Annotated in this window: 23 protein-coding genes; 3 read left to right on the forward strand and 20 right to left on the reverse strand. The window is 47.0% G+C overall.

From position 1 onward, the window contains the following. Positions 1 to 96 precede the first annotated feature (96 nt). Positions 97 to 1,788, reverse strand: coding sequence for a GspE/PulE family protein (locus ACLTOH_RS01635; protein ID WP_412223199.1), 1,692 nt, complete (start codon positions 1,786 to 1,788; stop codon positions 97 to 99). A gap of 315 nt (positions 1,789 to 2,103) precedes the next feature. Here ACLTOH_RS01635 and ACLTOH_RS01640 point away from each other — a divergent pair, with 315 nt between their 5' ends. Continuing rightward, positions 2,104 to 2,286, forward strand: a complete 183-nt coding sequence (locus tag ACLTOH_RS01640; RefSeq protein WP_412123477.1) for a type II toxin-antitoxin system HicA family toxin — start codon at positions 2,104 to 2,106, stop codon at positions 2,284 to 2,286. 30 nt (positions 2,287 to 2,316) lie between these two features. Further along, positions 2,317 to 2,721: a type II toxin-antitoxin system HicB family antitoxin gene (locus ACLTOH_RS01645; RefSeq protein ID WP_412223200.1), complete on the forward strand. Its 405-nt coding sequence runs from the start codon at positions 2,317 to 2,319 to the stop codon at positions 2,719 to 2,721. A gap of 5 nt (positions 2,722 to 2,726) precedes the next feature. On the opposite strand, the gene ACLTOH_RS01650 is transcribed toward ACLTOH_RS01645, so the two are convergent. The 14 genes from ACLTOH_RS01650 to ACLTOH_RS01715 form a co-directional block, all read right to left on the reverse strand. Continuing rightward, the gene (locus ACLTOH_RS01650; protein WP_412223201.1) at positions 2,727 to 3,701 is read right to left on the reverse strand and encodes a glycosyl hydrolase; all 975 of its coding nucleotides are present in this window, start codon (positions 3,699 to 3,701) and stop codon (positions 2,727 to 2,729) included. 94 nt (positions 3,702 to 3,795) lie between these two features. Then, positions 3,796 to 5,385: a flotillin family protein gene (locus ACLTOH_RS01655; RefSeq protein WP_337763304.1), complete on the reverse strand. Its 1,590-nt coding sequence runs from the start codon at positions 5,383 to 5,385 to the stop codon at positions 3,796 to 3,798. A 146-nt stretch (positions 5,386 to 5,531) separates the two neighbouring features. Next, positions 5,532 to 5,924, reverse strand: coding sequence for a protein-export chaperone SecB (locus tag ACLTOH_RS01660; RefSeq protein WP_337763305.1), 393 nt, complete (start codon positions 5,922 to 5,924; stop codon positions 5,532 to 5,534). 8 nt (positions 5,925 to 5,932) lie between these two features. Continuing rightward, positions 5,933 to 6,313, reverse strand: coding sequence for a hypothetical protein (locus tag ACLTOH_RS01665; protein WP_337763306.1), 381 nt, complete (start codon positions 6,311 to 6,313; stop codon positions 5,933 to 5,935). Between the two features lie 12 nt (positions 6,314 to 6,325). Beyond that, on the reverse strand, positions 6,326 to 6,871 hold the full coding sequence (locus ACLTOH_RS01670; protein WP_118503285.1) for a GNAT family N-acetyltransferase: 546 nt from the start codon (positions 6,869 to 6,871) through the stop codon (positions 6,326 to 6,328). Between the two features lie 169 nt (positions 6,872 to 7,040). Further along, complete coding sequence (gene aepY, locus ACLTOH_RS01675; protein ID WP_022313347.1) at positions 7,041 to 8,165, reverse strand: phosphonopyruvate decarboxylase; 1,125 nt, start codon at positions 8,163 to 8,165, stop codon at positions 7,041 to 7,043. 200 nt (positions 8,166 to 8,365) lie between these two features. Next, on the reverse strand, positions 8,366 to 9,661 hold the full coding sequence (gene aepX, locus ACLTOH_RS01680; protein ID WP_412123474.1) for a phosphoenolpyruvate mutase: 1,296 nt from the start codon (positions 9,659 to 9,661) through the stop codon (positions 8,366 to 8,368). 6 nt (positions 9,662 to 9,667) lie between these two features. After that, positions 9,668 to 10,819, reverse strand: coding sequence for a 2-aminoethylphosphonate aminotransferase (locus ACLTOH_RS01685; RefSeq protein ID WP_412223202.1), 1,152 nt, complete (start codon positions 10,817 to 10,819; stop codon positions 9,668 to 9,670). Between the two features lie 202 nt (positions 10,820 to 11,021). Beyond that, on the reverse strand, positions 11,022 to 11,918 hold the full coding sequence (locus ACLTOH_RS01690; RefSeq protein ID WP_118730478.1) for a sugar phosphate nucleotidyltransferase: 897 nt from the start codon (positions 11,916 to 11,918) through the stop codon (positions 11,022 to 11,024). A 57-nt stretch (positions 11,919 to 11,975) separates the two neighbouring features. Continuing rightward, positions 11,976 to 12,893 carry a homoserine O-acetyltransferase MetA gene (gene metA, locus ACLTOH_RS01695; protein ID WP_117464916.1) on the reverse strand — a complete coding sequence of 306 codons (918 nt, stop codon included), beginning with the start codon at positions 12,891 to 12,893 and terminating at the stop codon, positions 11,976 to 11,978. A gap of 26 nt (positions 12,894 to 12,919) precedes the next feature. Beyond that, on the reverse strand, positions 12,920 to 14,893 hold the full coding sequence (ligA, locus tag ACLTOH_RS01700) for an NAD-dependent DNA ligase LigA (protein ID WP_022313342.1): 1,974 nt from the start codon (positions 14,891 to 14,893) through the stop codon (positions 12,920 to 12,922). A 23-nt stretch (positions 14,894 to 14,916) separates the two neighbouring features. Beyond that, positions 14,917 to 15,630, reverse strand: coding sequence for a pseudouridine synthase (locus ACLTOH_RS01705; RefSeq protein WP_337412969.1), 714 nt, complete (start codon positions 15,628 to 15,630; stop codon positions 14,917 to 14,919). 69 nt (positions 15,631 to 15,699) lie between these two features. Then, entirely contained in the window at positions 15,700 to 16,245 is a 546-nt protein-coding gene (locus ACLTOH_RS01710) for an RNase H family protein (RefSeq protein ID WP_022313340.1), read from the reverse strand. 15 nt (positions 16,246 to 16,260) lie between these two features. Then, positions 16,261 to 16,881 (reverse strand): flavodoxin family protein, encoded by a 621-nt coding sequence (locus ACLTOH_RS01715; protein ID WP_022313339.1) that lies wholly within the window; start codon positions 16,879 to 16,881, stop codon positions 16,261 to 16,263. Positions 16,882 to 17,003: 122 nt separating this feature from the next. Here ACLTOH_RS01715 and lepB point away from each other — a divergent pair, with 122 nt between their 5' ends. Then, positions 17,004 to 17,501, forward strand: coding sequence for a signal peptidase I (lepB, locus tag ACLTOH_RS01720; RefSeq protein ID WP_337412968.1), 498 nt, complete (start codon positions 17,004 to 17,006; stop codon positions 17,499 to 17,501). Here the strand turns inward: lepB and ACLTOH_RS01725 are convergent. Genes ACLTOH_RS01725 through yidC form a run of 5 tightly spaced genes read right to left on the reverse strand, consistent with a single transcriptional unit; the run spans position 17,476 to position 24,999 of the window. Beyond that, on the reverse strand, positions 17,476 to 19,158 hold the full coding sequence (locus ACLTOH_RS01725) for a hypothetical protein (RefSeq protein ID WP_337412967.1): 1,683 nt from the start codon (positions 19,156 to 19,158) through the stop codon (positions 17,476 to 17,478). The two genes, lepB and ACLTOH_RS01725, sit on opposite strands and share 26 nt — an antisense overlap. Before the next feature lie 34 nt (positions 19,159 to 19,192). Then, on the reverse strand, positions 19,193 to 20,875 hold the full coding sequence (locus tag ACLTOH_RS01730; protein WP_118668310.1) for a sulfatase-like hydrolase/transferase: 1,683 nt from the start codon (positions 20,873 to 20,875) through the stop codon (positions 19,193 to 19,195). Positions 20,876 to 20,909: 34 nt separating this feature from the next. Continuing rightward, positions 20,910 to 22,574, reverse strand: a complete 1,665-nt coding sequence (locus ACLTOH_RS01735) for a sulfatase-like hydrolase/transferase (protein WP_022313336.1) — start codon at positions 22,572 to 22,574, stop codon at positions 20,910 to 20,912. A 6-nt stretch (positions 22,575 to 22,580) separates the two neighbouring features. Beyond that, complete coding sequence (locus ACLTOH_RS01740; RefSeq protein ID WP_022313335.1) at positions 22,581 to 22,862, reverse strand: hypothetical protein; 282 nt, start codon at positions 22,860 to 22,862, stop codon at positions 22,581 to 22,583. A gap of 40 nt (positions 22,863 to 22,902) precedes the next feature. After that, positions 22,903 to 24,999 (reverse strand): membrane protein insertase YidC, encoded by a 2,097-nt coding sequence (gene yidC / locus ACLTOH_RS01745; protein ID WP_412223203.1) that lies wholly within the window; start codon positions 24,997 to 24,999, stop codon positions 22,903 to 22,905. Positions 25,000 to 25,027 lie beyond the last annotated feature (28 nt).

Below are 25,027 nucleotides of genomic sequence, written 5' to 3' on the forward strand. Positions count from 1 at the left end.
ATGTAAGACGAGCCCCGGTCCTGAAAAGGTCCAGGTTTTTGAAAAATTTTTATAAATTTTGATAAATTTCTATAAAATATTGCGGTTTTTATAGAATTATACGTCAAATGATACCTTTACCATCTCGGAGAAGGAGATGGTGCCGTCCAGTACGTAGTCCGTGGCACTCATACGCAGGGTATGCATTCCTTCTTTTAATGCTTCTTCTTTTAAGATATCGGCACCCTCCCGCTTGCTGATAATGGTTTTCAGTTTCGGAGTGATCTGCATGATCTCATAGACACCGATACGGCCTTTGAAGCCGGTATTGTCGCATTTGCTGCAGCCGCAGGGCTCGTAGATGGTTACATCTTCCTCTTCCCTCATGCCCATGAACTCTTTTTCATCCTTGGTGGCCTGCTTCGGCTTTTTACAGAAAGGACAGAGTCTGCGTACCAGTCGCTGGGCGATAACGCCGATGACGGAATCTGCGATCAGGTAGGATTCGATGCCCATATCCTCCAGACGGGTGATGGTGCTGGCGGAGGAATTGGTATGCAGGGTACTTACCACCAGGTGTCCGGTGATGGACGCCTGTACGGCGATGCTGGCGGTCTCCTGGTCACGGATCTCACCGATCATGATGATATCCGGGTCCTGACGCAGGATGGAACGCAGTGCCGATGCGAAGGTCAGGTCTGCCTTGGTGTTGACCTGTACCTGGTTGATACCGTCAATATTGGCCTCGACAGGATCCTCGACGGTGATGATGTTCACGTCTTCTTTATTCAGTTCGCTCAGTGCGGTATACAGGGTGGTGGACTTACCACTTCCGGTAGGTCCGGTTACCAGGATGATACCGTGAGGATTTTTCAGAATGTAGTCAAACTGTTTTAATTCGTAGGGTTTGAAGCCTAACTGACTCTTGTCGCGGTTCAGTGCACTCTTCGCTGCAAGACGCATTACGACTTTTTCTCCGTATACGGTAGGCAGGATGGATACACGGATATCGTATTCCACACGGTCTACCACCTGGGTGATACGGCCGTCCTGCGGCTTTCTCTTCTCGGAGATATCCATGCCGCCAATGATCTTGATACGGGCGATGATGGCAGACAATACATTGACACCGTATCTCGCTCTCTCATACAATGCACCGTCGATACGGTAACGGACACGGATGATATTTTCCATGGGTTCGATATGGATATCGGATGCACGCTGACGGACGGCTTTTTCGATCATGTCCTTGACCAGCATTACGATGGGGGAGCTGTTGATGTTCTCCTCCGTGGCGATGTCTTCCACCACATCCAGCTTTTTCTCTTTGGCGTAGGCTGCCAGTGCCTCGGTTACTTCCTCCTGACCGAAATATTTATCGATGGCCAGCATGATGCTGCGGGTGGTGGCTACTACGGGCTCTACCTGGAAGTTGGTGATGATGTTGATGTCATCGATGGCATTGTAATCCAGGGGATCCGCCATGGCGACCATGAGAACGTTGAAGTTATTTTCTTTGTAGGCGAAGGGGAAGATCTTGTTCTTCTTCAGGACGTTGACCGGTACCAGATTCAGTACTTCCTTGTCCACATTGACGCTCTGGAGATCGATCATATCCAGATCCAGCTGGCGGCTCAGTGCCTTCGCCAGATCATCCTCCGATACGATGCCTTCATCTACCAGGAATTCTCCCAGCTTCTTGCCCTGACGATTGGGGTTGTCCAGTGCCTGCTGCAGCTGCTCTGCCGTGATCACCCCACTGTTTACCAATAATTCACCTAAACGGACTTTTTTTCTGCCTGTTTCCATAAACTCTCTCACCCATTGCTTTTGTCGATAATTGGAAATATGTGTGAAATTGTAGTATTTTTTGGCTACAACTCACAAATATTTTGTCTCAATACGGAAATATTATAGCATATTTTAGATTTATGTAAATTGTTTTTAGTACTTTTGTTCCAATTTCTGAGAAAAACATTTTTGTTACTTTCTTTCCTGTTACACAGTACAATTATTTCATTTTATTTTGAAAGTTTCTAAATACGCCAATTCTTCGGCGAATTTTCCCAACACTTATTGACTTCACGTATTATACGTGTTACCTTAAGAAAGGAGAGATAATCCATGCGTTTTCGCGAATTAGAGCGAATCATCCTTGACGATGGCTGGGTTTTGTCTGATATCAGAGGTTCTCATCATCAGTACAAACATCCTTCAAAGTCAGGGAAAGTAACCATTCCCAATCACAGCGGCGATATTCCTTTGCGAGTTGTTAATTCTATTTTTAAACAGGCTGGACTAAAATAATATGGAACAGCCTTTGAAAGGAGTGATCTTATGAATTATATATATCCGGCTATTTTTTACACGGAAGCGAATGGGAAATACTCTGTCATTTTTCCCGATCTTAATGATCTCGCCACCTATGGTGACAGTCTTGCAGATGCCTTTGCCATGGCACAGGAAGCATGTGCACAATATCTGTTTACTTCTCTGAGAGACGGCGATGCTCTTCCCGCCCCTACTGCAATTAATGCAGTGAAATCAGATGATCCCACTGCATTAATAAATCTAATCTGTGTGAATTTGGATAATTATGCCCGTGCTTATGATGACAGGGCTGTTAAGAAGACACTGACTATTCCGGCGTGGTTAAACACTGCCTGTGATAATTGCGGTATCAATTATTCCAAAGTTCTAAAGGACGCTCTCATTGCCAAACTGCAACAAGTGCAAATGTGACCGTATCACAAAGTCACCGCGTATTCACTGTCGTACATTTTCTTCAGATTTTCTACGCTGTTATATTTTTCGCCGATGCAGAATTCCTTGGACCAGGTCATGTAGTAAGCCCAGGGGATTCTACTTTTTTGCAGAAGATCTATGTTCGGGAGGTAACCGATCTCTGCCAGTGCGGTAATCTTGTTCCGGGAGGTTGCGGTCACCAGCTTTTTGTAGGTCTCCGCATAGTCCGTAGGCAGGTATTCCGGGAGGTAGACATCCATGGACACCACATCCACGTAAGAATCCCCGGGATAGGCTTCCGGTACGTCGCTATTCCATACCCATAGGAGGTTATGCAGGTCTTTCTCACCTGTGTAGTAATCGAACATCAGGTGATACAGGTTTCTCGCCACTTCCGGGCCCTGCGCTCCCCACCAGAACCAGGTACCGTAGGATTCATGGAACGGGCGCCAGAGAATGGGAATCCGCTCTTCCTGAAAGCGCCGCAGGATCTCCGCAATCACATCCATGTCATGATAGAATGCCGCTCTCTCCGGGGTTCCCTCTTTCAATACTTCCCTTGCATCAAAATCCGTGTGTTCGGTATAGAAACTCTTGTCTTTGCCTTCCAGAGGCGAGAACCAGTGAAAGGTAAAGGTGAGAATACCACCATTTCCGGCTTCCCGCTGTTTTCTGGCCCATTGCAATGCCGTCTCCACGGTCCCCTTATTTTCTTCCACTTCCTGGATGCATTCCGGGGAAGCATCTTCATAATTGATATTCGGAGAATACGCCAGCAGTTCAAAGCCCCGCAGCTTCGGTTCCTTTCCGGTGACCTGCCTGATGTAATCTATCTCCTCGCAGGGAATGGTCTGGGTATGCTGCCCGGTGATGATCTGCTTTCCCGCTACAGTATGAAGATAATTCCATAATTCTACTGTTTCTTTTGTTGCCTTCGGATCTGCTGTTGTCATCTTTTCTTCCTTTTCCATTTTCATCTTCATACCCCGCCCGCAAAAGCAAGAGGGTACAGAGACTTTTATTTTGTCTCTGTACCCTCAGTTTATGACATTCTGTCGCTTATCGCAAGTATTATTCCGGCTTTACCTCATGGTAATCGGCATTTGCTGTAGAACCAGTCTCTTCAGACTTTGTTTCCTTCGCAAATCCCTTAGCCAGCATCTCATTGATGTCCAGTCCGGTAGACTCCTTGATACCATCGGTAACCTGGGTCACGGTGGTCATGATATCGCCTGCCAGCTTGCTGGAATCGCCACCGAACATCTTGATGGATTCTACATTGGTGTAGCCCTTGGCCACTGCCTCTGCGATCTTGGGCAGTTGCTCGAAGTATACCTTCAGAGTATCCAGCTCCATCTGCTGTCTTGCAGCGTCGCCGTACTGCTTCATAGCTTCTGCCTTTTTCAGGATACCGGCTGCCTCTGCCTCTGCCTTCGCCTGGATAGCTTCTGCTTCCGCTTTACCTTTGGCTGCTACGGCTGCTGCCTCTGCCAGGCCTGCTGCCTTGACTGCCTCTGCCGCCTGCTCCTTGGCAAATCTTTCTGCCTCGGATTTTGCCTTTTCTGCCTCTGCCTGTCTCTGGATCTCGAAGAGTTCGGCCTCCGCTCTCTTCTGTCTCTCATACTGCTCGGCATCTGCCTTCTGCTGTGCTGCGTATTTGTTTGCTTCTGCGGTCTTCTTGACCTCAGCTTCCAGAGCTTTCTCCTTGATGGATACTTCTCTCTCCTTTAATTCCAGTTCCTTCTCCTGACGGGCCAGGTTCGCATTTGCTGTGGTGATCTCCACGGTCTTACGCTGTTCCTCTTCCTGGATCTTATATGCTGCGTCAGCTTCTGCCTTCTTGATATCGGACTCTTTCTTCAGTTCTGCTTTCTTGATGGCCAGTTCGGTCTGCTTCTGGGCAATCTCGGTCTCTGCGATGACCTGTGCATCATTGGCATCCTTCTGTGCCTGTGCTCTGGCGATGGCCACATCTCTGTCTGCCTGTGCCTTTGCTACGGAAGCGTCCTTCTGGATCTGGGACATATTATCCTGTCCCAAAGCAGTGATCAGGTTGTTCTCATCTTCGATCTTCTGAATGTTACAGGACTCGATCCAGATACCTAAAGCGTTCATATCCTTCTGCGCCTTTGCCTGTACCTCATCACCGAAAGTCTTACGGTCATTACACAGTTCCTTCAGGCACTGGGTACCGATGATCTCACGCATGTTACCCTGTAAGGAATCGGTCAGTGCATCGCGGATCTGATCTTCGTTCATGTTCAGGAAGTTCTTCATGGCTGCGTTAGCCATCTCGGTGGTGATTCTCTTGTTCGCATCCGCACCTGCCACGACTTCACCCTTCGCATTTACGGTGACATCTCTCTGGGTCAGGACTCTGACCTTAGCCACAGCGTCGATATCCACACCGATGAAATCCTTGGTGGGGATATAACCGTTGGTCTTGATGTCGATACTGATCTGCTTCAGGATCAGCTCATCCTTCTTCTCCAGAAAAGGAATCTTGATGCCTGCACGACCGATCAGAACCTTAGGTTCTCTCTTGATACCGGAAATGATGTAGGCTTTGTTCGGTGACGCCTTCACATAACCGGATGCCAGGATGGCCAGGATAGCAATGGCCAATACAATAATTGCGATAATACCAATGTTAATTTCCATATGTACTCCCTCATTCTTTCTGCTTTTGTAATATATGAAAAGCTGCTTGTATGGTATGTATTTTACCATACAGGCAGCCTTTTATATAGATAAATTTTCATTCTTTTATGAAAAATAACTGTGCAAAAAGTGCACGATACATCATCTTATTTCTCTGAAAAATCTATAAATGGTAAATTATAGGCATTATACGGCGATGCTGCCGTAATCTGCGAAATAATAGGTCTTAAATACCCTAGCAGCAAGGAAGGAGCATTTTGATTCAGCAATTTTTCTACCATTTCCAAATTCAGACTATCCGGCCATCTGAATTCCGCCATTTCTGTTGCACACACATAGAACGGATCTGATGAATCCTTTTTTCCAATTTCCAGGGTCAGACTGACTCTTGCATTGTTATCAGTTGAACTTCTGTCAATCTGAATTCCCATGTTCACTGCAATCTTTACTTCTTTATCCCAGCTGTTTTCAAAATCTTCGTTGATACAAAATTCCATTTTTGTCAATGATGGATTACTAAACTGAAATGCACTTTCCATATTTCCTCCTATGCAGCCACCAAGCTCATTCCATCACTTGTTGTTTTTTCATATATCGGTGTTTTCTGCGTATCCACTACCATCTGCACCTGATTTTCATTACTGCTGTTTGAATAGAAAAATTCTTCTTTTTGAATATTGATCGTCCATGTAACCTCTATGTTATCCAGACTGCATTGTGGCTTTTCTTCTAAAAAGTTTAAATCCAGATCCTTAATTTCCGCATCATACCCATTATCTCTTTCCGTGATTGTAATATTATTATCAATCCGTTCCAGAACGCTCCTGTTGTATAATAATTCCTCTTCCGTCGGGTGATAAAGCATATACGCAAATCGAATGGCATCGTTGCCATGTAGTACAATGTCTCCAACTCTTTCACCATTCATATATTTTCCCTCCTATTCATATATACTGTCTATGTATTCCATAAATTCATCTTTTTTCTGCATACAATCCAAAAACATTGAAACCGTAATGCCATCCTGGCCCGGTGTATTATAAACCATTTTACGAAAGCCAAGTTTTTCATACCATGTAACCAGATCTTCTCTGGCATCTATCGTAATTACCCGAATTGGCCAGTTAGCTGCCAACATCTTCACACTTTTTATTATTGTCTGAATTGCAGCCGTACCAATCCTATTATGTTGATATTTTTCATCTATTGCTATATAGCGAATATGAACAGCCGATACTTTCCGGTCCTTAATTTCCGGATCATAGTCTGCTATCTCCGGCGGAAAATCATCTAATTCTATCTCTCGGAACATTATCATATAATATCCAAGAACAATCCCCCTGCCACTTATACTATAACCATATGCATGCTGTACTATGGTAGGATAATATGAATTTTTCACATATTCATCTATGGATGGAATACCACATGTAAAAGAAGTATCTTCCACTTCTCTCGTGACCTTCCGATATTGTAAGTTTCCCATTTTCGCCCCTTTTAATCGTGTCAATACACAATCTGACTTTCACTAGCAAAAAATGCCCCAGGAATTTGTTCTACTCATCTTCTGAGAAACTTACATCCTAGAGCATTATTCGACATGACTTTTCTATATCTGTTATATTACATTTCTTTTTTATTACTGTCAACAAAATTTAACCCAGATTTTTCAGATATTCCATGAAGTTCTGCTTGTTCTCCAGTGCCGTGGTGGTGGGTCTTCCGAGATCTTCCCTTGCTCCGATACCACATTTTACTTCGATAAAGGTCAGGGTCTCTCTCTCTTTTGCAGCGGTCAGTTCCCGGTCCAGTTCCTCATAGGTGGTAACGGATACTGCATGGGGATAGCCGCAGGCCTTTGCAATGGAGACAAGATCAATATCGGCTGCCACGGTAGGCATACCGCCCACGGTCTCATGGGCACCATTATTGATGACGATGTGTACCATATTTTCAGGTGCCGTACTGCCCAGTACCGCCATGGAACCCATGTGCATCAGCACTGCGCCGTCACCGTCCACGCACCATACCTTCGTACCGGGCTTCTGTACTGCCACACCCAGAGCGATACTGCTGCTGTGTCCCATGGAGCCGACCGTGAGGAAATCATATTTATGACTCTGTCCGTTATGTTCTCTGATCTCAAACAGTTCTCTGCTGGCCTTGCCTGTGGTGCTGACGATAGGATCCTCGCCGGAGGCCTGTACGATGTGACGGATGATCTCTTCCCGGATCATGGGATTGTCGTTGCGGTACTCCACCTTTTCCTCATAACTGAGGGCACCCTTCCGGATCACGAACGCTACATCCTCACCACGATCCAGCTCCTTGCGGAACTCCTGCATGGCAGCACTTACTTCCTCTTCCGTTGTGTCTTTTCCGATGACAAAATAGCGGATTCCCATATCCTCCAGCAATTTCAGGGTCACTTCTCCCTGATAGATATGCTGTGGTTCGTCGTGGATCCCCGGCTCACCGCGCCAGCCGATGACGAAGATCATGGGGATGGCATAGACTTTATCATTCAGCAGGGATGCCACGGGGTTGATGATATTGCCTTCTCCGCTGTTCTGCATGTATACTACCGGGACTTTGCCGGTAGCCAGATGGTAGCCTGCCGCAAGAGCTGTGCAGTTTCCCTCGTTTGCTGCGATCACGTGATGCTTTGGGTCAATGCCATAGGTGTGCATCAGGTAATTGCAGAGGGCTTTCAGCTGGGAATCCGGCACCCCGGTATAAAAGTCCGCATTTAAAATTTTCGCAAAGTTTTCTGCTTTCATGTAAGTATTCCTTTCCTACATTTCATCCTATAACTTCCTTACGGGTTGCTCCGCGCCATGCGCTCCTGCAATCCTGCCCGCTATTCGCATATCGCGAAGCTCATGCTCCGCTTTTATGCTCATAGCGGTGCGGAGCATAAATCCATAAAGCCACACTCGTGCAAGCACATCGCGTCTCTTATGGATTATGCCCCTGTCAGTTAAATTTCGTCTATTAAAGTTATAATATCTTTGATCGGCATCAGTCTGCTGTCCACTTCCTGTGCCCTGTGATACCGCAGGATGTCCTCGGCGGTCTGCTGCATGGCGGGGAAGGCACTTCTGGTCAGCTGGTTCGCATAGATCACGATATTGACACCATGGGCCGCCAGTTCACTCTCTGTAATGCTGTTAAAGGAAGACGGCACCACGACGATGGGAGTCTTCGGATCCTCCGCCCGGAATTTATCACAGAATTCCAGAATCTCATCCGGGGATTTCTTACGGCTGTGGATCATGATGCCATCCGCTCCCGCTGCTACGAAAGCTCTGGCACGGTTCAGTGCATCTTCCATGCCTCGCTCCAGGATCAGGCTTTCGATTCTGGCAATGATCATGAAATCATCTGTCAGCTGTGCCTTTTTGCCGGCTGCGATCTTGGCACTGAAGTTCTCGATGCTGTCCTGGGTCTGCACCACATCGTTGCCGAAGAGGGAATTTTTCTTAAGTCCGGTCTTGTCCTCAATAATGATGGCGGAAACACCCATTTTTTCCAGTGTTCTCACTGTGTATACGAAATGCTCCGTCAGTCCGCCGGTATCTCCGTCAAAAATAATGGGCTTCGTGGTCACTTCCGTCACGTCATCAATGGTACGGAAACGGGAAGTCATGTCCACCAGCTCGATATCCGGCTTGCCCTTCGCCGTGGAATCGCACAGAGAGCTGATCCACATGGCGTCGAACTGGTCCAGCTCACCATCATGCTCCACGATGGTCTTCTCTGCGATCAGTCCGGTCAGGCCGCTGTGAACCTCCAGTGCTTTGACAATGGGACGGATCTCAATGAGCTGGCGCAGGCGCTTTCTGCGGTATTCCGGCATGGCAAGCTTTTCCTTGATCCTCGTATCAATTCTTTTTACTTCTTCATTATATGTATAAGGGACATCTATGATCTCGCCGCCGTATGTCTTCAGCAGTCCTTCCACGTTGTCACGGATAGCCTTCAAAGCCCCCTCCTGCCAGTTATCCCCATGGATCACGTAGTCAGGGCGCAATTCTTCAATGACCTTATCATACATTACATCATCCTGCACGACCACATTGCTGACTTCCGGGATATCTTTTACCAGCTGCATACGCTCCTCGAAGCTGATGGTGGGAAAACGGTTAAAACGGATCATTGCCGCATCACTTAAGACACCGATGGTCAGCTCGCCGTATTTTCCGGCTTCTCTGATGATATTGCGGTGCCCCTCATGAATGACATCCGTACAGAAACAGGTATATACTCGCTTCATTTGATCCTATGCCTCCTTATATTTTGCCGGAATCTGAATTTTATTGACTTCCAGTGCTTCTCTGAACACTTTGAAAAAGGCTTCGATATCCGGTCTGTCAATCGCACCCAGTGCACACAGGCGGAAGGTATTGGTAGTAGAGATTTTGCCGGGGTAAATGGTAAATCCCCGCTCATAGCAATAATCATGTACTTTTTCAAAATTCCAGTTTGGATCATCGGGATACTTCACAGACACAACCAGTCCCGACTGCCATTCTCTGCGGATCACATCGTGGAATCCCAGTGCATCCAGTCCCTCATGGATAGCTTCGAAGACTCTGGTGTGTCTCGCCCACTTGGCTTCCTCTCCCTCTGCCCAGTATTCCTTCAATGCCTGAATGGTGGCATAGATGGTCTGTACCGGCGGGGTAAAATGCATTTCTCCGGTCCTCTGGAAGAAATCATACTGCTGATACAGGTTGCAGTAATAGGAACGTTTCGGATATTCCTTCGAAGCCTCCAGAATTGCCCGGCTGCCTACCACAAAGGATAGTCCCGTCATGGCCATGAGACCCTTCTGTGCGGATGCCATGCAGAAGTCGATGTTATCCTGCTCGATGTTAATGGGACGCATGGCGTAGGTGGATGTGGTATCCACGGTAAAGGTAGCATGATATTTATGAGCAAGGGCTCCGATCTCGCGGATGGGATTCAGGATTCCGGTACCGGTCTCATTATGAGTGGTATGTACCAGGGCAATGTCCGGGTTCTCCCTCAGGGTCTGCTCCACTTTTTCTAAGTCTGGCAGTTCGTCCACCGGGAATTTCAGGTCAATATAGGGAAGTCCGTAATACTGGCATACTTCCACAGCTCTGGTGCTGTAGGCTCCGTTATCCACCACCAGTACTTTGCCGCCCTCCGGCAGCAGGGAGCTGATGCATGCATCAATATTGATGGTGCCGGATCCACAGAACAGGACGCTCGTATACTTTTCCAAGTCTCCATGCACGATTTTTACAAGGTCTTCTCTGAGACCCTTCATCAGTCCGCCGAATTCTTTTTCTCTGGGACAGATGTCCGGCACGACCTGTGCATATTTTACGGTATCTGTGGTGGTGGATGGTCCGGGATTCAACAAAATATTTCTTTTGACCGGTGTTTGCAGCAGCTGCTCCATTATGGGATTCCTCCTTTTTTTGTTCACGTTCTTTTTCCAATCGTTCATTAATGTATGATATGTTTCAATTCTTTGAACGGTTTTCATAGGTTTTCGGTTAAAATAAGTACACAAAATGTCTGCGTTCCATTCGCAGACACTTTGTGTCAAATATGAACATATAATAATACCATTCGCACAAAATAGCAATACTTATTTTTCTTTAAACATCATACGTCTTGTCGATGGCTTTCAGCTCCCGGAAAGTATCGATCTCGATAATGTCATTTTCCCGGCATTCACGTACTTCTACCTTATAATGCTTCTGGCAGAATACCAGGGGTACCTGTTCCCAGTAACGCTCCTTGCCGCCGGGCTGTTCGTAGGTCATCTTGATATCATCTGACAGCTTATGTCCGTCTTCTTCGTTCCAGTAAGAGATTCCCACCATCTGCCAGCAATCCAGGCCGCCGACTTTCTCTTCTACAATGACTCCGTCTTTTACCGTGAAGCACCAGTCATCGGTTCTGTCCTTTTTTATTGCCAGAAAATCGGAGGTATAATGATATTTTTTAATGATCTGCGGATTGGAGATCAGTAGATCCGCCTCAAATACATAGGCATTGGAAAGCATATATCTTGCCACCATGGCGGAGGAAATATTGTTAGCTTCATTGTAAACCGGATTTTCCAGGAATCTGATCATGGGATATTTGTACAGCAGCTGATCAAACTGCTCTGCCAGATACCCCCGGACAATATAGATTTCATTAATCCCGGCATCCAGACAGGCATCGATCAGTCCGTCAATAATACGCTGTCCATGCACACGTACCAGTGGTTTCGGGGTGTTAAAGGTAATGGGCACCAGCCGGCTGCCGAATCCGGCTGCAATAAAGATGGCGCGCTTTGCACGGTAAGGCTCCAGTGCGGAGATTCCGGCACCTGTGATCTCTCCCTCTGTCACATACTGTAATTCGGTCAGTTCCTGCATGACACGGTTGACCGTTCCCAGAGAGTGTCCGCTCTTTTCTCCCAGCTGTCTCTGGGATAAAGTACCTTTTTCCTCTGCCAGTATCGATAAAATATCAAATTGTTTTCTTGTCAGTGTCTGATTCATCTTCTGCTTCCTTTCTTTTTTCCATTCTCCATGACCATCGTCCTGTTTCTATCGAAATTATCGAATTTCCGTTAAGTCATATGGTGTTGTCTGGTACACATAATAATTGAGCCAGTTGCTGTAAAGGTTGTTACAATGAGATCTCCACTGTAACAGAGGTCTCTGCTCCGGGTCATCGTCCGGGTAATAATTATAGGGGATCTGAATGGGCAGTCCTTTGTCCAGATCTCTATGATATTCGTTGTTCAGTGTATAACGGTCATATTCGGGATGGCCCGCTACAAAAATCTTTTTGCCCTCTTCCGCCATTGCCAGGAATACGCCGGCCTTCTCCGATTCTGCCAGGATCGTCAGATCCTTACAGGCATGAATGGCCTCCGATGGTGTCTCGGTATGACGACTGTGCGGAGCCATGAAAATATCATCAAATCCCCGGACCAACGGAACTTTCCGGTTGGATACTTTATGTGCATAGACGCCGAACAGCTTCTGGGACAATTGTCTCTTGTTGATTCCGTAATAATGATAAAATCCGGCCTGTGCCGCCCAGCAGATATGTAAGGTGGAGGTCACATGGGTCTCCGCCCAGTCCAGGATCTGACAGGTTTCCTCCCAGTAATCCACTTCCTCGAAGGTAATATCCTCCACCGGTGCTCCGGTAACGATCAGTCCATCGAATTTACGATCCCTGATCTCATCAAAGGTAGTGTAAAATTTGTTCAGATGGCTGGCCGGGGTATTCAGTGACACGTGGGTCTTGGTGTTCATGAAAGTGACATCCACCTGCAGCGGTGTATTGGACAACGCCCGCAGCAGCTGCAGCTCCGTATCCTGCTTTACCGGCATATTGTTCAGGATCAGTACCTGCAGGGGACGCATGTCCTGATGTACCGCACGAAATTCGTCCATGACGAATATATTTTCATTTTCCAGTATCTCTTTGGCAGGCAGATCATTTTGTGTTTTGATAGGCATTTTATTTTCCTCCGGGTCTTTCTTGCTTATTCCTCGTAAGGAATATTATAGGTTCTCAGAAATTCCTCTTCTGTCAGAATGGGAACCTGTAATTCTTTTGCTTTTTTATTTTTCGATGATGTAGAGGTAATATCATTGTTGATCAGGCAGGTGGTCTTGCCGGTGACACTTCCGGTCACCTTGCCGCCTTTTTCCTCAATGACCTCTTTCAGATCATTCCGGCTGGCATAATGGTTCAGGCTTCCCGTCACCACGAAGGACATTCCTGCCAGTGTCTGTGCACTCTCATCGATCTGTGGTGTCTCTATCGTCAGGATTTCCTTCAGATGAGCTATTTTCTCCAGATTTTCCGCATCCCGCATATAATCCGTAAACGTAGATGCCAGCACCTCTCCCACACCGGGAATGGCACTCAGTGTTTCTTCGTCCGCTGCCTGCATTCGTTCCAGATCGTAATCAAAATACCGGCACAGCACCTTGGCATTGGCCACGCCGATTCCTGCGATCCCCAGTCCATAGATCAACCGGGGCAGCGTGGTATGTCTTGCAGTCTCGATACTGTCCATCATATTCTGATAGGATTTTTCTCCGAATCCTTCCATTCCGGTAATGACCTCCTTGTAACGGTCCAGCCGGAACAGATCCGCATATTCATGGATAAAGCCCTGATCGATCAGCTTCTCCAATGTTGCCTCGGAGAGTCCGTCAATATTCAGCGCATCTCTGCTGACGAACAAAGTGTAGGATTTGATCTCCTTGGCCGGGCATTTCTCATTGGTGCAGTACAGAGACTGTACTTCATTCATCTGTCGGATCTCCGTGGGCTGTCCGCACACCGGACACACCTTTGGAATCTCCACATTATCACTGCCTGTCAGATTCTCAGCGATCTGGGGAATGATCATGTTGGCCTTATAGACCGTGATATGGTCTCCGATTCCCAGTCTGAGGGATCTCATGATACTGATATTATGCACGGAAGCGCGGCTCACCGTTGTGCCTTCCAGTTCCACCGGCTCAAAAATAGCTACCGGATTGATCAGACCGGTACGGCTGGCGCTCCACTCGACCTCTTTTAATGTAGTCTCCCGCAGTTCATCCGCCCATTTGAAAGCAATGGAATCTCTGGGGAACTTCGCGGTTCTGCCCAGGGACTGTCCGTAGCTGATACTTTCATAAGTAAGTACCAGACCGTCGGAAGGAATATCGTAGTGCTCGATCTTGTGTTCAAAATCTTCAATGGCAGATAAAATGTTCTCTTCCGTTACTGCCACATGTTCCACCACTGCAAAGCCCTGCTCCTGCAAAAAAGCAAACTGGGCTTCCTTGGAATCATGAAAATCCACACCATCCGCCTTTACCAGCGTAAAAGCAAAAAAGCGGACATTCCGTCTGGCCGTGATCTCATTGTTGAGCTGCCTCACAGAGCCGCTGCACAGATTTCGGGGATTCTTGTATTTTGCCTCTGCATCTGCGATCTCCCCGTTGATCTTCTCAAAATCACTGTAGGTGATCACCGCTTCTCCCCGCAGGATCAGTTCTCCGGTATAGGAAATATTCAGCGGAAGATTCTTAAAAGTACGGGCGTTATTTGTAATGACCTCACCGATCTCGCCGTTGCCACGGGTAACCGCTTTTGCAAGTTTTCCTTCACGATACGTCAATACAATGGTCAGCCCGTCCAGTTTCCAGCTGAGAATTGCAGGATTGCCTTGCAGCCAGTCCCGCAGTTCTTCCCGGCTTTTCGTCTTGCCCAGAGACAGCATAGGACTCTCATGGCGCTCCTTGGGAAGCTCATCCACCGCTTCGTAGCCTACGTTTACCGTAGGACTGTTGGCCAGGGTAACGCCTGTCTCTTTTTCCAGTTCCACCAGTTCATCATAGAGCTTGTCGTATTCGTAGTTGCTCATGATCTCCTGATCCTTGGCGTAATAGCTTTCGGAAGCTGCATTCAGTTGTTCTACCAGATCTTTGATCCGGTCTATTTTGGAAGACTGCATCTTGTATTCCTGCCTTTATATATTTAATTGCGATTTAACATTCCGGTGTCTCTTTGAAGCTGTTCCAGCTCTTCTCCGGTGACCTCGCGCCACTTTCCCGGCTTCAGATCCCCCAGCAGAATGTTCATGATCCGGATTCTTTTCAGCGCTTTTACCCGGTATCCACAGGCTTCACACATCCGCCGGATCTGTCTGTTGACTCCCTGAGTCAAAACGATACGGAAGGTAAATTTTCCGATCTGTTCAATCTCACATTCTCTGGTAGTGATGTCCAGATCTTTCAGATAAATACCTTTCGCCATTTTTTCCAAAAAATCGGGTGTTATTTCCCTATCTGTCTTTACGATATATTCTTTTTCATGACGGTTGGCGCCCCGCATCATGGCATTGATCAGATCTCCATCATTGGTGAGCAGGATCAGACCTTCGGAATCTTTGTCCAGACGTCCCGCATAGGTCAGCCGTTCCGGATAGCGGATCATATCCATGATCTTTTTCTCTGCATGAGGATCTCTCTCCGTGCAGGTCACTCCCACCGGCTTGTAAAATGCCAGTACCTTCTGTGTCTGTTTTCCCTGCAGAATCTTCTTACCCACCTGCACGGTGTCCGTTTCTTCCACCTGTTGTCCCATTCCGGCCACCTGACCGTTGACCAGTACTTTTCCCTGTTCGATCAGCTTATCCGCATCTCTTCGGGAACATACACCGCACTGTGCCAGATATTTATTCAGACGCATTCTATTCCTCATTCCTTTCCGAAGCCCTTAACTTCCGGGCTACAGACACACGGCCGCAAGTATATGTTTTCACGCTTCCACACCGTCTGCCGCTTCGAAGTCACTGAGACTTTTGACTTTGGGAATACCGTTTCCGTTTGCCACACCCAGCTTTGCGGTCTCATCTGCCAGCTCGTTGTATTTTACCTTCGAATGAGCCGGTACTTTGGTAAAGCGGATCTGAATCTTCTGTCCCCAGCCCAGCATGGTCTGTGCATATTTTTTCGTCAGATCATTCTTACTTTTCCAGGCACCGGTGACCCATTTCTCGATTCCTTCATAGTCGTAGCGGATCTCGATGACTGTAAAGCCGCTGTTTAAGGCAAACCGTACCGCATACATGGCTCCCAGCATCTCTCCGGAGACATTCCGCTGTTTCAGAGAGTCCGGATTGTCACCATTACCGTATTCTGTATAGATGCGTCCGTCGGGAAGAATAAAAATACAGCCGAAACCGTATTTTTTCAGTGCATCCTGATAGCTTCCGTCCACATAGGCCAGTAAGGTACCCTCTTCCGGACGATCATTCACATCCGCATCCTCCGGATATCTTCCCAATCCATTCCACTCTGCCATAATTCATCTGTCTCCTTATCGAATAAAGTTGGTCTTCTGCGCCGGTTCTCTCTCCGGGAAATCCACGCCCGCAGCTTTTCCTGCGGCAATGCATTTGAGCAGCCATGCCATATTGTTACCCAGGGTACGCATGGTCTGCATGCCTTCCAGATCCTGTTTTACCTCTTCGGGAGTATTGCCGTGTACCTGATTCCAATACTGGCTGGATACCACCGGCATACAGTTGATGGTAAAATATTTGTTCAACTGGTCAAAGGCTGCGGAAGCCCCACCGCGTCTGCAGCTGACGATGCAGGCACCGGGCTTGCCCTGGAACAGGGCGCTCTTGCCGTAAAATGCTCTGTCCAGGAAGGAAGTGATCATACCGGAAGCAGATGCATAATGCACCGGAGATCCGAAGACAAATCCGTCTGCAGTCTTCGCTTTTTCCACAAATTCATTCACGCCATCCTCCCGGAAACACTTTCCGTTCTTCAGACAGGCATTGCAGCCGATACATCCGGCGATGGGCTGTGTACCCACCTGGATGATCTCCGTCTCAATACCGTTTTTCTCCAGTGCTCCCGCTACTTCCTCCAGAGCTGTGTAGGTACAGCCCTTCGCATGTCCGCTTCCGTTTACCAGTAATACTTTCATTGCATTTACCTCTTTTTCTCTTATTGTTTCTCTTCTCTGTTATTGCCACCCGAAATGTGGTATGCTATCTGATAGATTTTGATATCTTTATCAGCATTTTAACAAACCGGAAAGGATCCCTTATGAATCATCGCACCCGTTCTTATCTGCTTTTTGTATTGCTTATCGGCTGTATCTGTTATCTGGTGTCCCATTTCGTGGTACAGCTGTATTTTGTGAACGGTTCTTCCATGGAGCCGACCTACACCTCCGGGCAGCCGGTCCTCCTTCAGAAATTCGGTCTGCCAGACTGTCTGGACTATAACGATGTCGTTGTCATCCGCCACGAGACGCTGGGACGCAATATCGTCAAACGGATCGTGGCCCTGCCGGGAGATACGGTACAGATCACAGAGGGAATCCTCTATGTCAATGGGGTTCCCCAACCGACCCCCGATGGTTTTTCTCTCATGGAGGATGCCGGCAATGCCGCCGCTCCCCTGACGCTTGCACCCGGAGAATATTTTGTCCTGGGTGACAACCGCAACCACAGCATTGACAGCCGCTTTGCGGAAGTCGGGATCATCCCCGCCGCTTCTATCGCAGGAAAAGTTATTACCGGTCGAACACCCTTCCGGTAGGCACCATAGTTGTCAGATCCTGTGCATGGCCTTTCTGGAGATATTCTACCATGTGTTTCTCGCTGCCGGGAGCGTATTCCAGGAAACGTCTCTCTCTGGTATCTCCCTCTTTCCAGTCAAACACCGCGTCGCTCTGCGCGCCATCCAGCAGTCGGACATACGCCTCCTGCAGGTCTTCGTAGCTGATAGGAGCTTCCGAGATCTGCATGGTATCGTGCTGTTCATTTCTTCCTTTGATCAGAAGCAACGCTGCCTGCCGCAGAAAGTCCTCTTCCTTTTCTCCCATACCGTTGTATCCGTGATCTGCCATTACGATCAGAGCGGTGTTGTCATAGGCACCACTGTCTTTCAATGCCTGAATATAATTTGCTGCCAATGTAATGGAAGCTTCCATGCTCTGACGGTAAGATCCCTGTTCCACACCGATGACATTGGCATCCTTGTCATAGATAAAAGGTGCGTGAGCCCCGTTCAGATGGATGAACTTGAAACGGTTTCCCGTCTCATCCATCACAACACCCTGGGCTGCCAGATCCTCCTTGAAAGCCGTATTATCCGCAGTAAACGCCTTGGAATCCGAACCTTCCGGATGAGATTCCCGTAATTCATTAAAATAGACTTCTTTGATCACGCAGTATCTTTTCAGATCATACGGTGCATACCGGAATCCAACGAGCTTCAGCTCCTGCTTTGCCAGTTCCAGATAAGAAACGGGGGTGACCTTAGTAAAATAGACATTGTCAAAATTGTCCACGATGGAAGCATCCTGTGCACGGATATCATCCTCATAGAGATCGATCTGATAATTTCTGCTCTTCAGTTCCTTCCACAACGGTGCCTCTCTGTAGACTCTGTCCAGATAGTCCTGAAAAGATCCCTCATTCTCATACCATTCACCGGATAAAATAAAAGGAATAGCATTCAATGTGCTGGTGTAAGCTCCCGTGGTATTCTCAAAATAAGTAAAATCTCCAAAGATCTCCCGGTACTCCGGATGTTCCTCTAACAGTGAGGTAAACTCTCTGGAATCTGCCGTATCCAACACAAGGATCACAAAATTGTTGTCCGCAGACATCTCGAATTCTTCTTCCACGCTGACATGCAGATGCAGTTTGGAATGCAGTGCCCCGCTGGTAATCACGGTGCTGCATGCGGTAACCAGAAGCATCAGGGTCATGCATCCGCTGATGAACATTACCACATGGACAAATTTCTGCTTTCGCAGCACGATCATTGCCGCAATTACAACGATCAGCACTACTACCCAAAGAAGCAATGTATCTTTCCGGAGAATATCGTATTTGCCCCACCAGATTGAAGTTCCGTCCAATGGCGGCAGTCTGTCGATCATAAAATTCCCCTGGATATAGGTGCAGATAAAAAGTGCAATTCCTCCGGCCAGTGTGATCCGGTACACATACGGATGAATCAGCATGGCAATCAGATACAACACCGCCAGTACGGCGAAGCAGGCTGCAAACATCCCCAGTGCAGTGATCAATAACGTGGAAAAATCAAACCAGAATTCCGCTGTATTCGCACAGTACAGATCGACAGGTGCATATAAAAACAACAAAAAGCTGATAGCCAGGGATATGAAAATCCCCGGCATCAGCTGTCTGCCTGTTATCTTTTTTCTCACAGTATTTTTACTCACACTTATTCTCCCTGTCACATTGTTGCATTTCTTTCTAACGATTATACTCTCTTCCGGTAGCCTTCATGGTATTCCTGTCAAACGCATATCCCGTCTGCACATATTCCTGCATGTGATCCTCATCCAGAAAAGAATATTTTAAGAACCGGCGCTCCCTTACATCGCCTTCCTTCCAGTCGAAGGCGGCCGTGCTCTGCTTTCCGTCCAACAGACGTGTATATGCTTCCTGCAGATCTTCAAAGCTTATGGGTGCCTGTGAGATCTGCATGGTATCATGGGTTTCCCCCATGCCTTTTATCAACAGCAGCGGACACTGACGCATCCAGGCTTCCTCTCCGCTCTCATCTAGGCTTCCGTTGTATCCGTGATCCGCCATAATGATCAGCACCGTATTGTCATAAGCTCCACTTCCGCGCAGCTTCTCCACATAGTTCCCAGCCCCGGAGAGCACCGCCAGCATCGTCTGTTCATAAGTTCCTTCCTCTTCATCAATAATATTCATATTTTCATCATAGATGAAGGGGACATGGGCTCCATTCAAATGAATAAACTGGAATTTTGCCTGTGTATCCTGTTCACTGATCCCTCTTTGGTCCAGTTGACTCTTAAATATATGATCTTGCTGGCTGAAACTGTATTTTTCTTGTGCATTTTCCACTTTGACCAGTTCATCGATAGCCGCCATCTTGAAAATACATTTCTTCTTCAGTTCAAAAGGGGCATATCGGAATCCCACCAGTTTCAACAAAGGTTTTGCAAATCTGACATAGGAACTCAGTTCAAAATCCACCCGGTATACATTGCTGAACATCTGGGCTATCTCGTCATCCAGATAAAGTTCTTCATCATAAAACTCCATCCGGTATCCCCGTTCCTGTAATGTCCGGAACAGTGGAGATTCTCGGTACATCCGGCGCATATAATCTTCAAACGGTTCATCATTCTCGTACCATTCCCCTGACAAAATATAGGGTACGGCTCTCTCGGTACAGGAATACGCCCCTACGGTATTTTCAAAATAAGTAAAATCCTGAAACTCAGCTGCATATTCCGGATGTGTCTCCAGCAATTCTGCAAAAGTTCTGGAGTCCACGGTATCCAATACCAGAATTATAAAATTCTGTTCATCAGACATTACGAATTCGTTATCTCCGCCAAGCTGATAACGCGCTCTCTCCTGCAATGCCCCGCTGGTAAATACTACGCTGACTGCCGTGATCAACAGCATCAGGGTAAGTCCACCGCTCAGATACATTACGGTTCTGGAAAACAGATCTTTTTTCAGAAAAACGTACATAAGAACGACGATCAGCAAAGCAACACTCCAGAGGATCAGATCTTCTGTCCGCAGTATCGTATAATTCTCCCATTTGATGGTCGTTCCATCCAGCGGAGGCAGCTTGTCGATCATAAAATTCCCCTGGATATAGGTACAGATAAAAAGTGTCAGCCCTCCAGCCAGTGCGATCCGGTACACATACGGATGAATCAGCATGGCAATCAGATATAACACCATCAGTACAGCAAAACAGGCAGCGAACATCCCCAGTGCAGTGATCAATAACGTGGAAAAATCAAACCAGAATTCCGAAACATTCGCGCAATACAGATCGACAGGTGCATATAAAAACAACAAAAAGCTGATAGCCAGGGATATGAAAATCCCCGGCATCAGCTGTCTGCCTGTTATCTTTTTTCTCACAGTATTTTTACTCACACTTATTCTCCCTGTCACATTGTTGCATTTCTTTCTAACGATTATACTCTCTTCCGGTAGGAATCATGGTATCCATATCAGAAGCATACCCCGTCTGTATATACTCCTGCATATGATCGTCATCCAGGAAAGAATACCGTAAGAACCGGCGTTCTCTTGCATCGCCTTCCTTCCAGTCAAAGACCTCATCACTCCGCCTGCCGTCCAGCAGACGCACATATGCCTCCTGGAGATCCTCAAAGCTTATGGGTGCCTGTGAGATCTGCATGGTATCATGATGCTCATTTCTTCCCTTGATCAGAAGTAATGCACACTGACGCATCCAGGTAGCCTCTCCGCTTTGTCCCAGGCTTCCGTTATAGCCATGATCCGACATCACAATGAGGACTGTATTGTCGTAGGCTTCACTGTTGCGCAGATGTTCGACATAATCCATTGCACCGACCATCGTGGCCTGTGCGCTCTGTTCATAGGTGCCGTCCAGTTCATTGATGATATTCATGTCCTTATCATAGATATAAGGAACATGTGCTCCGTTCAGATGAATAAATTTGAATTTTTTGGAGGAATCTTCCACGGTAATTCCCTGCAGATCCAGCTGACTCTTAAATACATGATCCGATTCACTGCAGCTGGTTTCCTCAGGTGTATTCTCTACCTGGAGCAGTTCTGCGAATGCAGCCTTTTTAAATGTACACATTTTCTTCAGTTCAAAAGGCGCATACCGGAAACCGATCAGCTTCAACAGTGGTTTCGCAAATTTCGTATAAGAACTCAGTTCGAAATCCACTACGTGAATGTTGCTGAACATATGCATCAGTTCGGTATCCATATACAATTCAGAATCACAGAGTTCCATATTGTAGCCACGTTCCTGCAATGTCTGAAACAGTGGGGACTCCTGGTACACCCTCTTGCCGTAATCATCAAAGGGTTCATCATTTTCATACCAGTCTCCGGACAGAATATAGGGAACGGATCTCTCTGTGCAGGAGTATGCTCCTACCGTATTTTCAAAATAGGTGAAATCACGAAATACCTCACTGTATTCCGGATGCTCGTCCAACAGCTCCGTGATCGTTCTGGAATCCACCGTATCCAGCAGAAGGATCACGAAATTCTGGTCTTCGGACATCACAAACTGTTCGTCCGCACCATATTGATAATGTACTTTTTCCTGCAGTGCCCCACTGGTAAACACAACACTGACTGCTGTGATCAGCAGCATCAATGTCAGTCCACCGCTTAAATACATTACCGTTTTGGACAAAAGATCTCTTTTCAGGAAAATATACATGAGCACTACAACAACAAAGCCGATGCCCCAGAGAATAAAATCCTCTGTCCTCAGAAATGTATATTCTTCCCATCGAATCGTCGTTCCATCCAGGGGCGGCAGATTCCTGATCAGAAAATTTCCCTGAATATAGGTACAGATCAGCCCTAAGAATCCACCTGCCAGTCCGATACGGTACAGCACCGGATGGATCAGCCACAAGACAATATAGATCAGAAGCAGCACAACGGTGCTGATCAAAAACAGGCCCAGTGATGCCCTGATCAGAATTCCGAAATCAAACCAGAACTCGGATATATTACTGCAATACAAATCTACCGGTGCATATAAAAACACCAGGAAACTGATGGCAGCCGCCACCACGATTCCCGGCAGCAGTTGCTTTTTATCCCGCTTTTTCATGTCAGATTACTTCTCCTGCTTGTCCTCTGCCTGATCCAGCATAATGTCATCGGATTCTACTTCTTTGTTTCTGTTCTCATCGATTCCCAGACTCTTGTCGATCTTCTTCTTGGCTTTTCTCCAGTAGATTCCGGCTGCAGCGCCTACAGCGATGACTACACCGGCTACTGCCTGAATAGCATAGTTCATAACGGAAGGATCAATATATGCATCTGCTGTTCCGGAAAACAGTACTGCGAATGCTGCTGCAAAAAATGTTACCTGTGCGATCTTGCTTAATTTTTTCATGTTTTTACCTCTTTCTTTTACTCTATTTGTATTTCAATTTTTATTGTTCTTTTGCTTTTTTAATCTGTTCCTGGACTGCCTGTACAATGTACTTTGCACCTACTTCGGCACTGTTGCCCAGATTGTATACATATTCTTCCACGAACTTTTCAATTCTGTCATGGTAAGCATCCTTCTGCTCCAGCAGATTTCTGACCTTGTTTTCGGTCTCCTCTGTCTTTGTAGGATCCAGACGGTCTCCGATGACATCCCTCATCCAGATATTGATAGGTACGGTGTCGATCTTCTGGTATTCCGGATTCATGACCTTCATGGGAGTATCCACGAACAGAACCGGCTTCTTGGTCGTAAAGGCATATTCATAAGCGATACCGGACCAGTCAGTCACCAGCAGATCCGCCTCGAATACCGTGCTGTTGGATGAGAAGTCTGTCTGAATGTCAATATCCGGGTTCTTGGCATAACGCTCTTTCAGGCGATCCATCTTATCCTGCTGCAGACGCACCTGTTGAGGATGAGGACGTACTACCACTTCATAGCCCTTACCTGCCAGATCATCCAGCATGCCTTCCAGACAGCTGTCCACGATATTGTCCTTCTGCCAGGAAGGAGCGATCAGAATATGCTTTTTCTCATGAGGCGTCTTATCCGCTTTCCTGTAATCTTCGATCATACGATCCAGCAGGCAGTAGCCCCAGTCGATCAGCTTCTTGGGAGGCAGACCGTAAGCTTCCTCTGTCTTGCGGATTTCCTCAGTATGATGCTTACCGACGCAGTATACGGTATCGTAGTGATCCATGGAACCGGTACGCATGGTCATATTCAGACTGTCCATACAGTGAGGAATATAGATATATTCAATATCCTTCCTTATATAGCTGCGCTTAATATGGAAGTTCTCAATATCCGGCATAGTCATGACCACTACGTCTGCATCCATCTTCATCATCAGTGTGATCAGACGTTTTTCTCCGATATAATATGCCCGGATCTTGTCTTCTTTTTCCGCCAGTGCAAAGATCTGATCTTCCGGATCACTGGTGATATAGTGGATAGTCAGATTGGTATGTGCCAGGAGCCATTCGATAATGCCCTGATAATATTTATAGAAGCCACTGCTCTCGGAATAAAATACCAGATGCTTGTTCACTACAGAGAAGAAACGTTTGAAATCTTTCTTCTCTCTCTTGGCATAGGGATTTTTCTCGAAGAGTTTCTTCTTGCCACCAATGGACTGCAATTCCTCCAGTTCCTGTTTGCTGGCCTCCAGTTCCTCATAATCCACATAATCCTTGGGATTGATGGCCCAGTTCAGCAGATACTGCTGTAAAATTGCGAACAGGTTGCTGGCGATCCAGTACAAAGCCACACCTGCCGGAACAAACCAGCCCAGATACAGGGACAGGCCTACCGAAAATGCCATCATACCGTATTTGTTCAGCTTGGACTGCTCTGCCTGAATGACATTGGCTGCATTCTGTGCCACACACAACAGCCATGCGGAAATACCGGCTACAATGGGGACGATGATATCAATGCCCCCCACTTCGGAAGGTACCCAACTTAAATTCATGCCGCAGAAGTTCAGGGAAATTCCCTGCACCTGCTGTAATACAGACGCAATGTCCACACCTGCCAGTCCTGACTGCAATGCTGCGAACTGTTCTGCATAATTACCACTCTTGATCATCTCCACTACTGCCAGCTGAATAGAGGAGCTCTCCGGATTTGCTCCGGCCAGGCTGACAGCCAGTCCATTGAATGCCGTGATCACATCCTGTGGCAGATGAAGCAGATAATCCAGTGGGTGATAGATAACCTCTACCAGTCCCATCAGCAGAATGATCTGAACTGCCAGCGGGATCAGGGATGCCAGCGGATTATACTTCTCTCTCTTGAAGATCTTGGACTGTTCGTCCGCGATCCGGTCTGCATCCCCAAAATGTTTTGCCTTGATCCGGTTGATCTCAGGCTGCATCTTTACCATTTTAATGGAATTCTTCTGTACCCAGACGGATACCGGCAGCAGTACGATCTTGCTGATCAATGTGAACAGGATGATCGCTAGGCCATAATTATGCGCCAGATAATAGCAAAAGTACATTACATATCCCAGCGCTTCTGATAGTATTCGCATTTTAATTAACCATGCCTTTCTCAAAATC

This window comes from Waltera sp. (assembly GCF_046969025.1).
GTDB lineage: Bacteria > Bacillota > Clostridia > Lachnospirales > Lachnospiraceae > Acetatifactor > Acetatifactor acetigignens.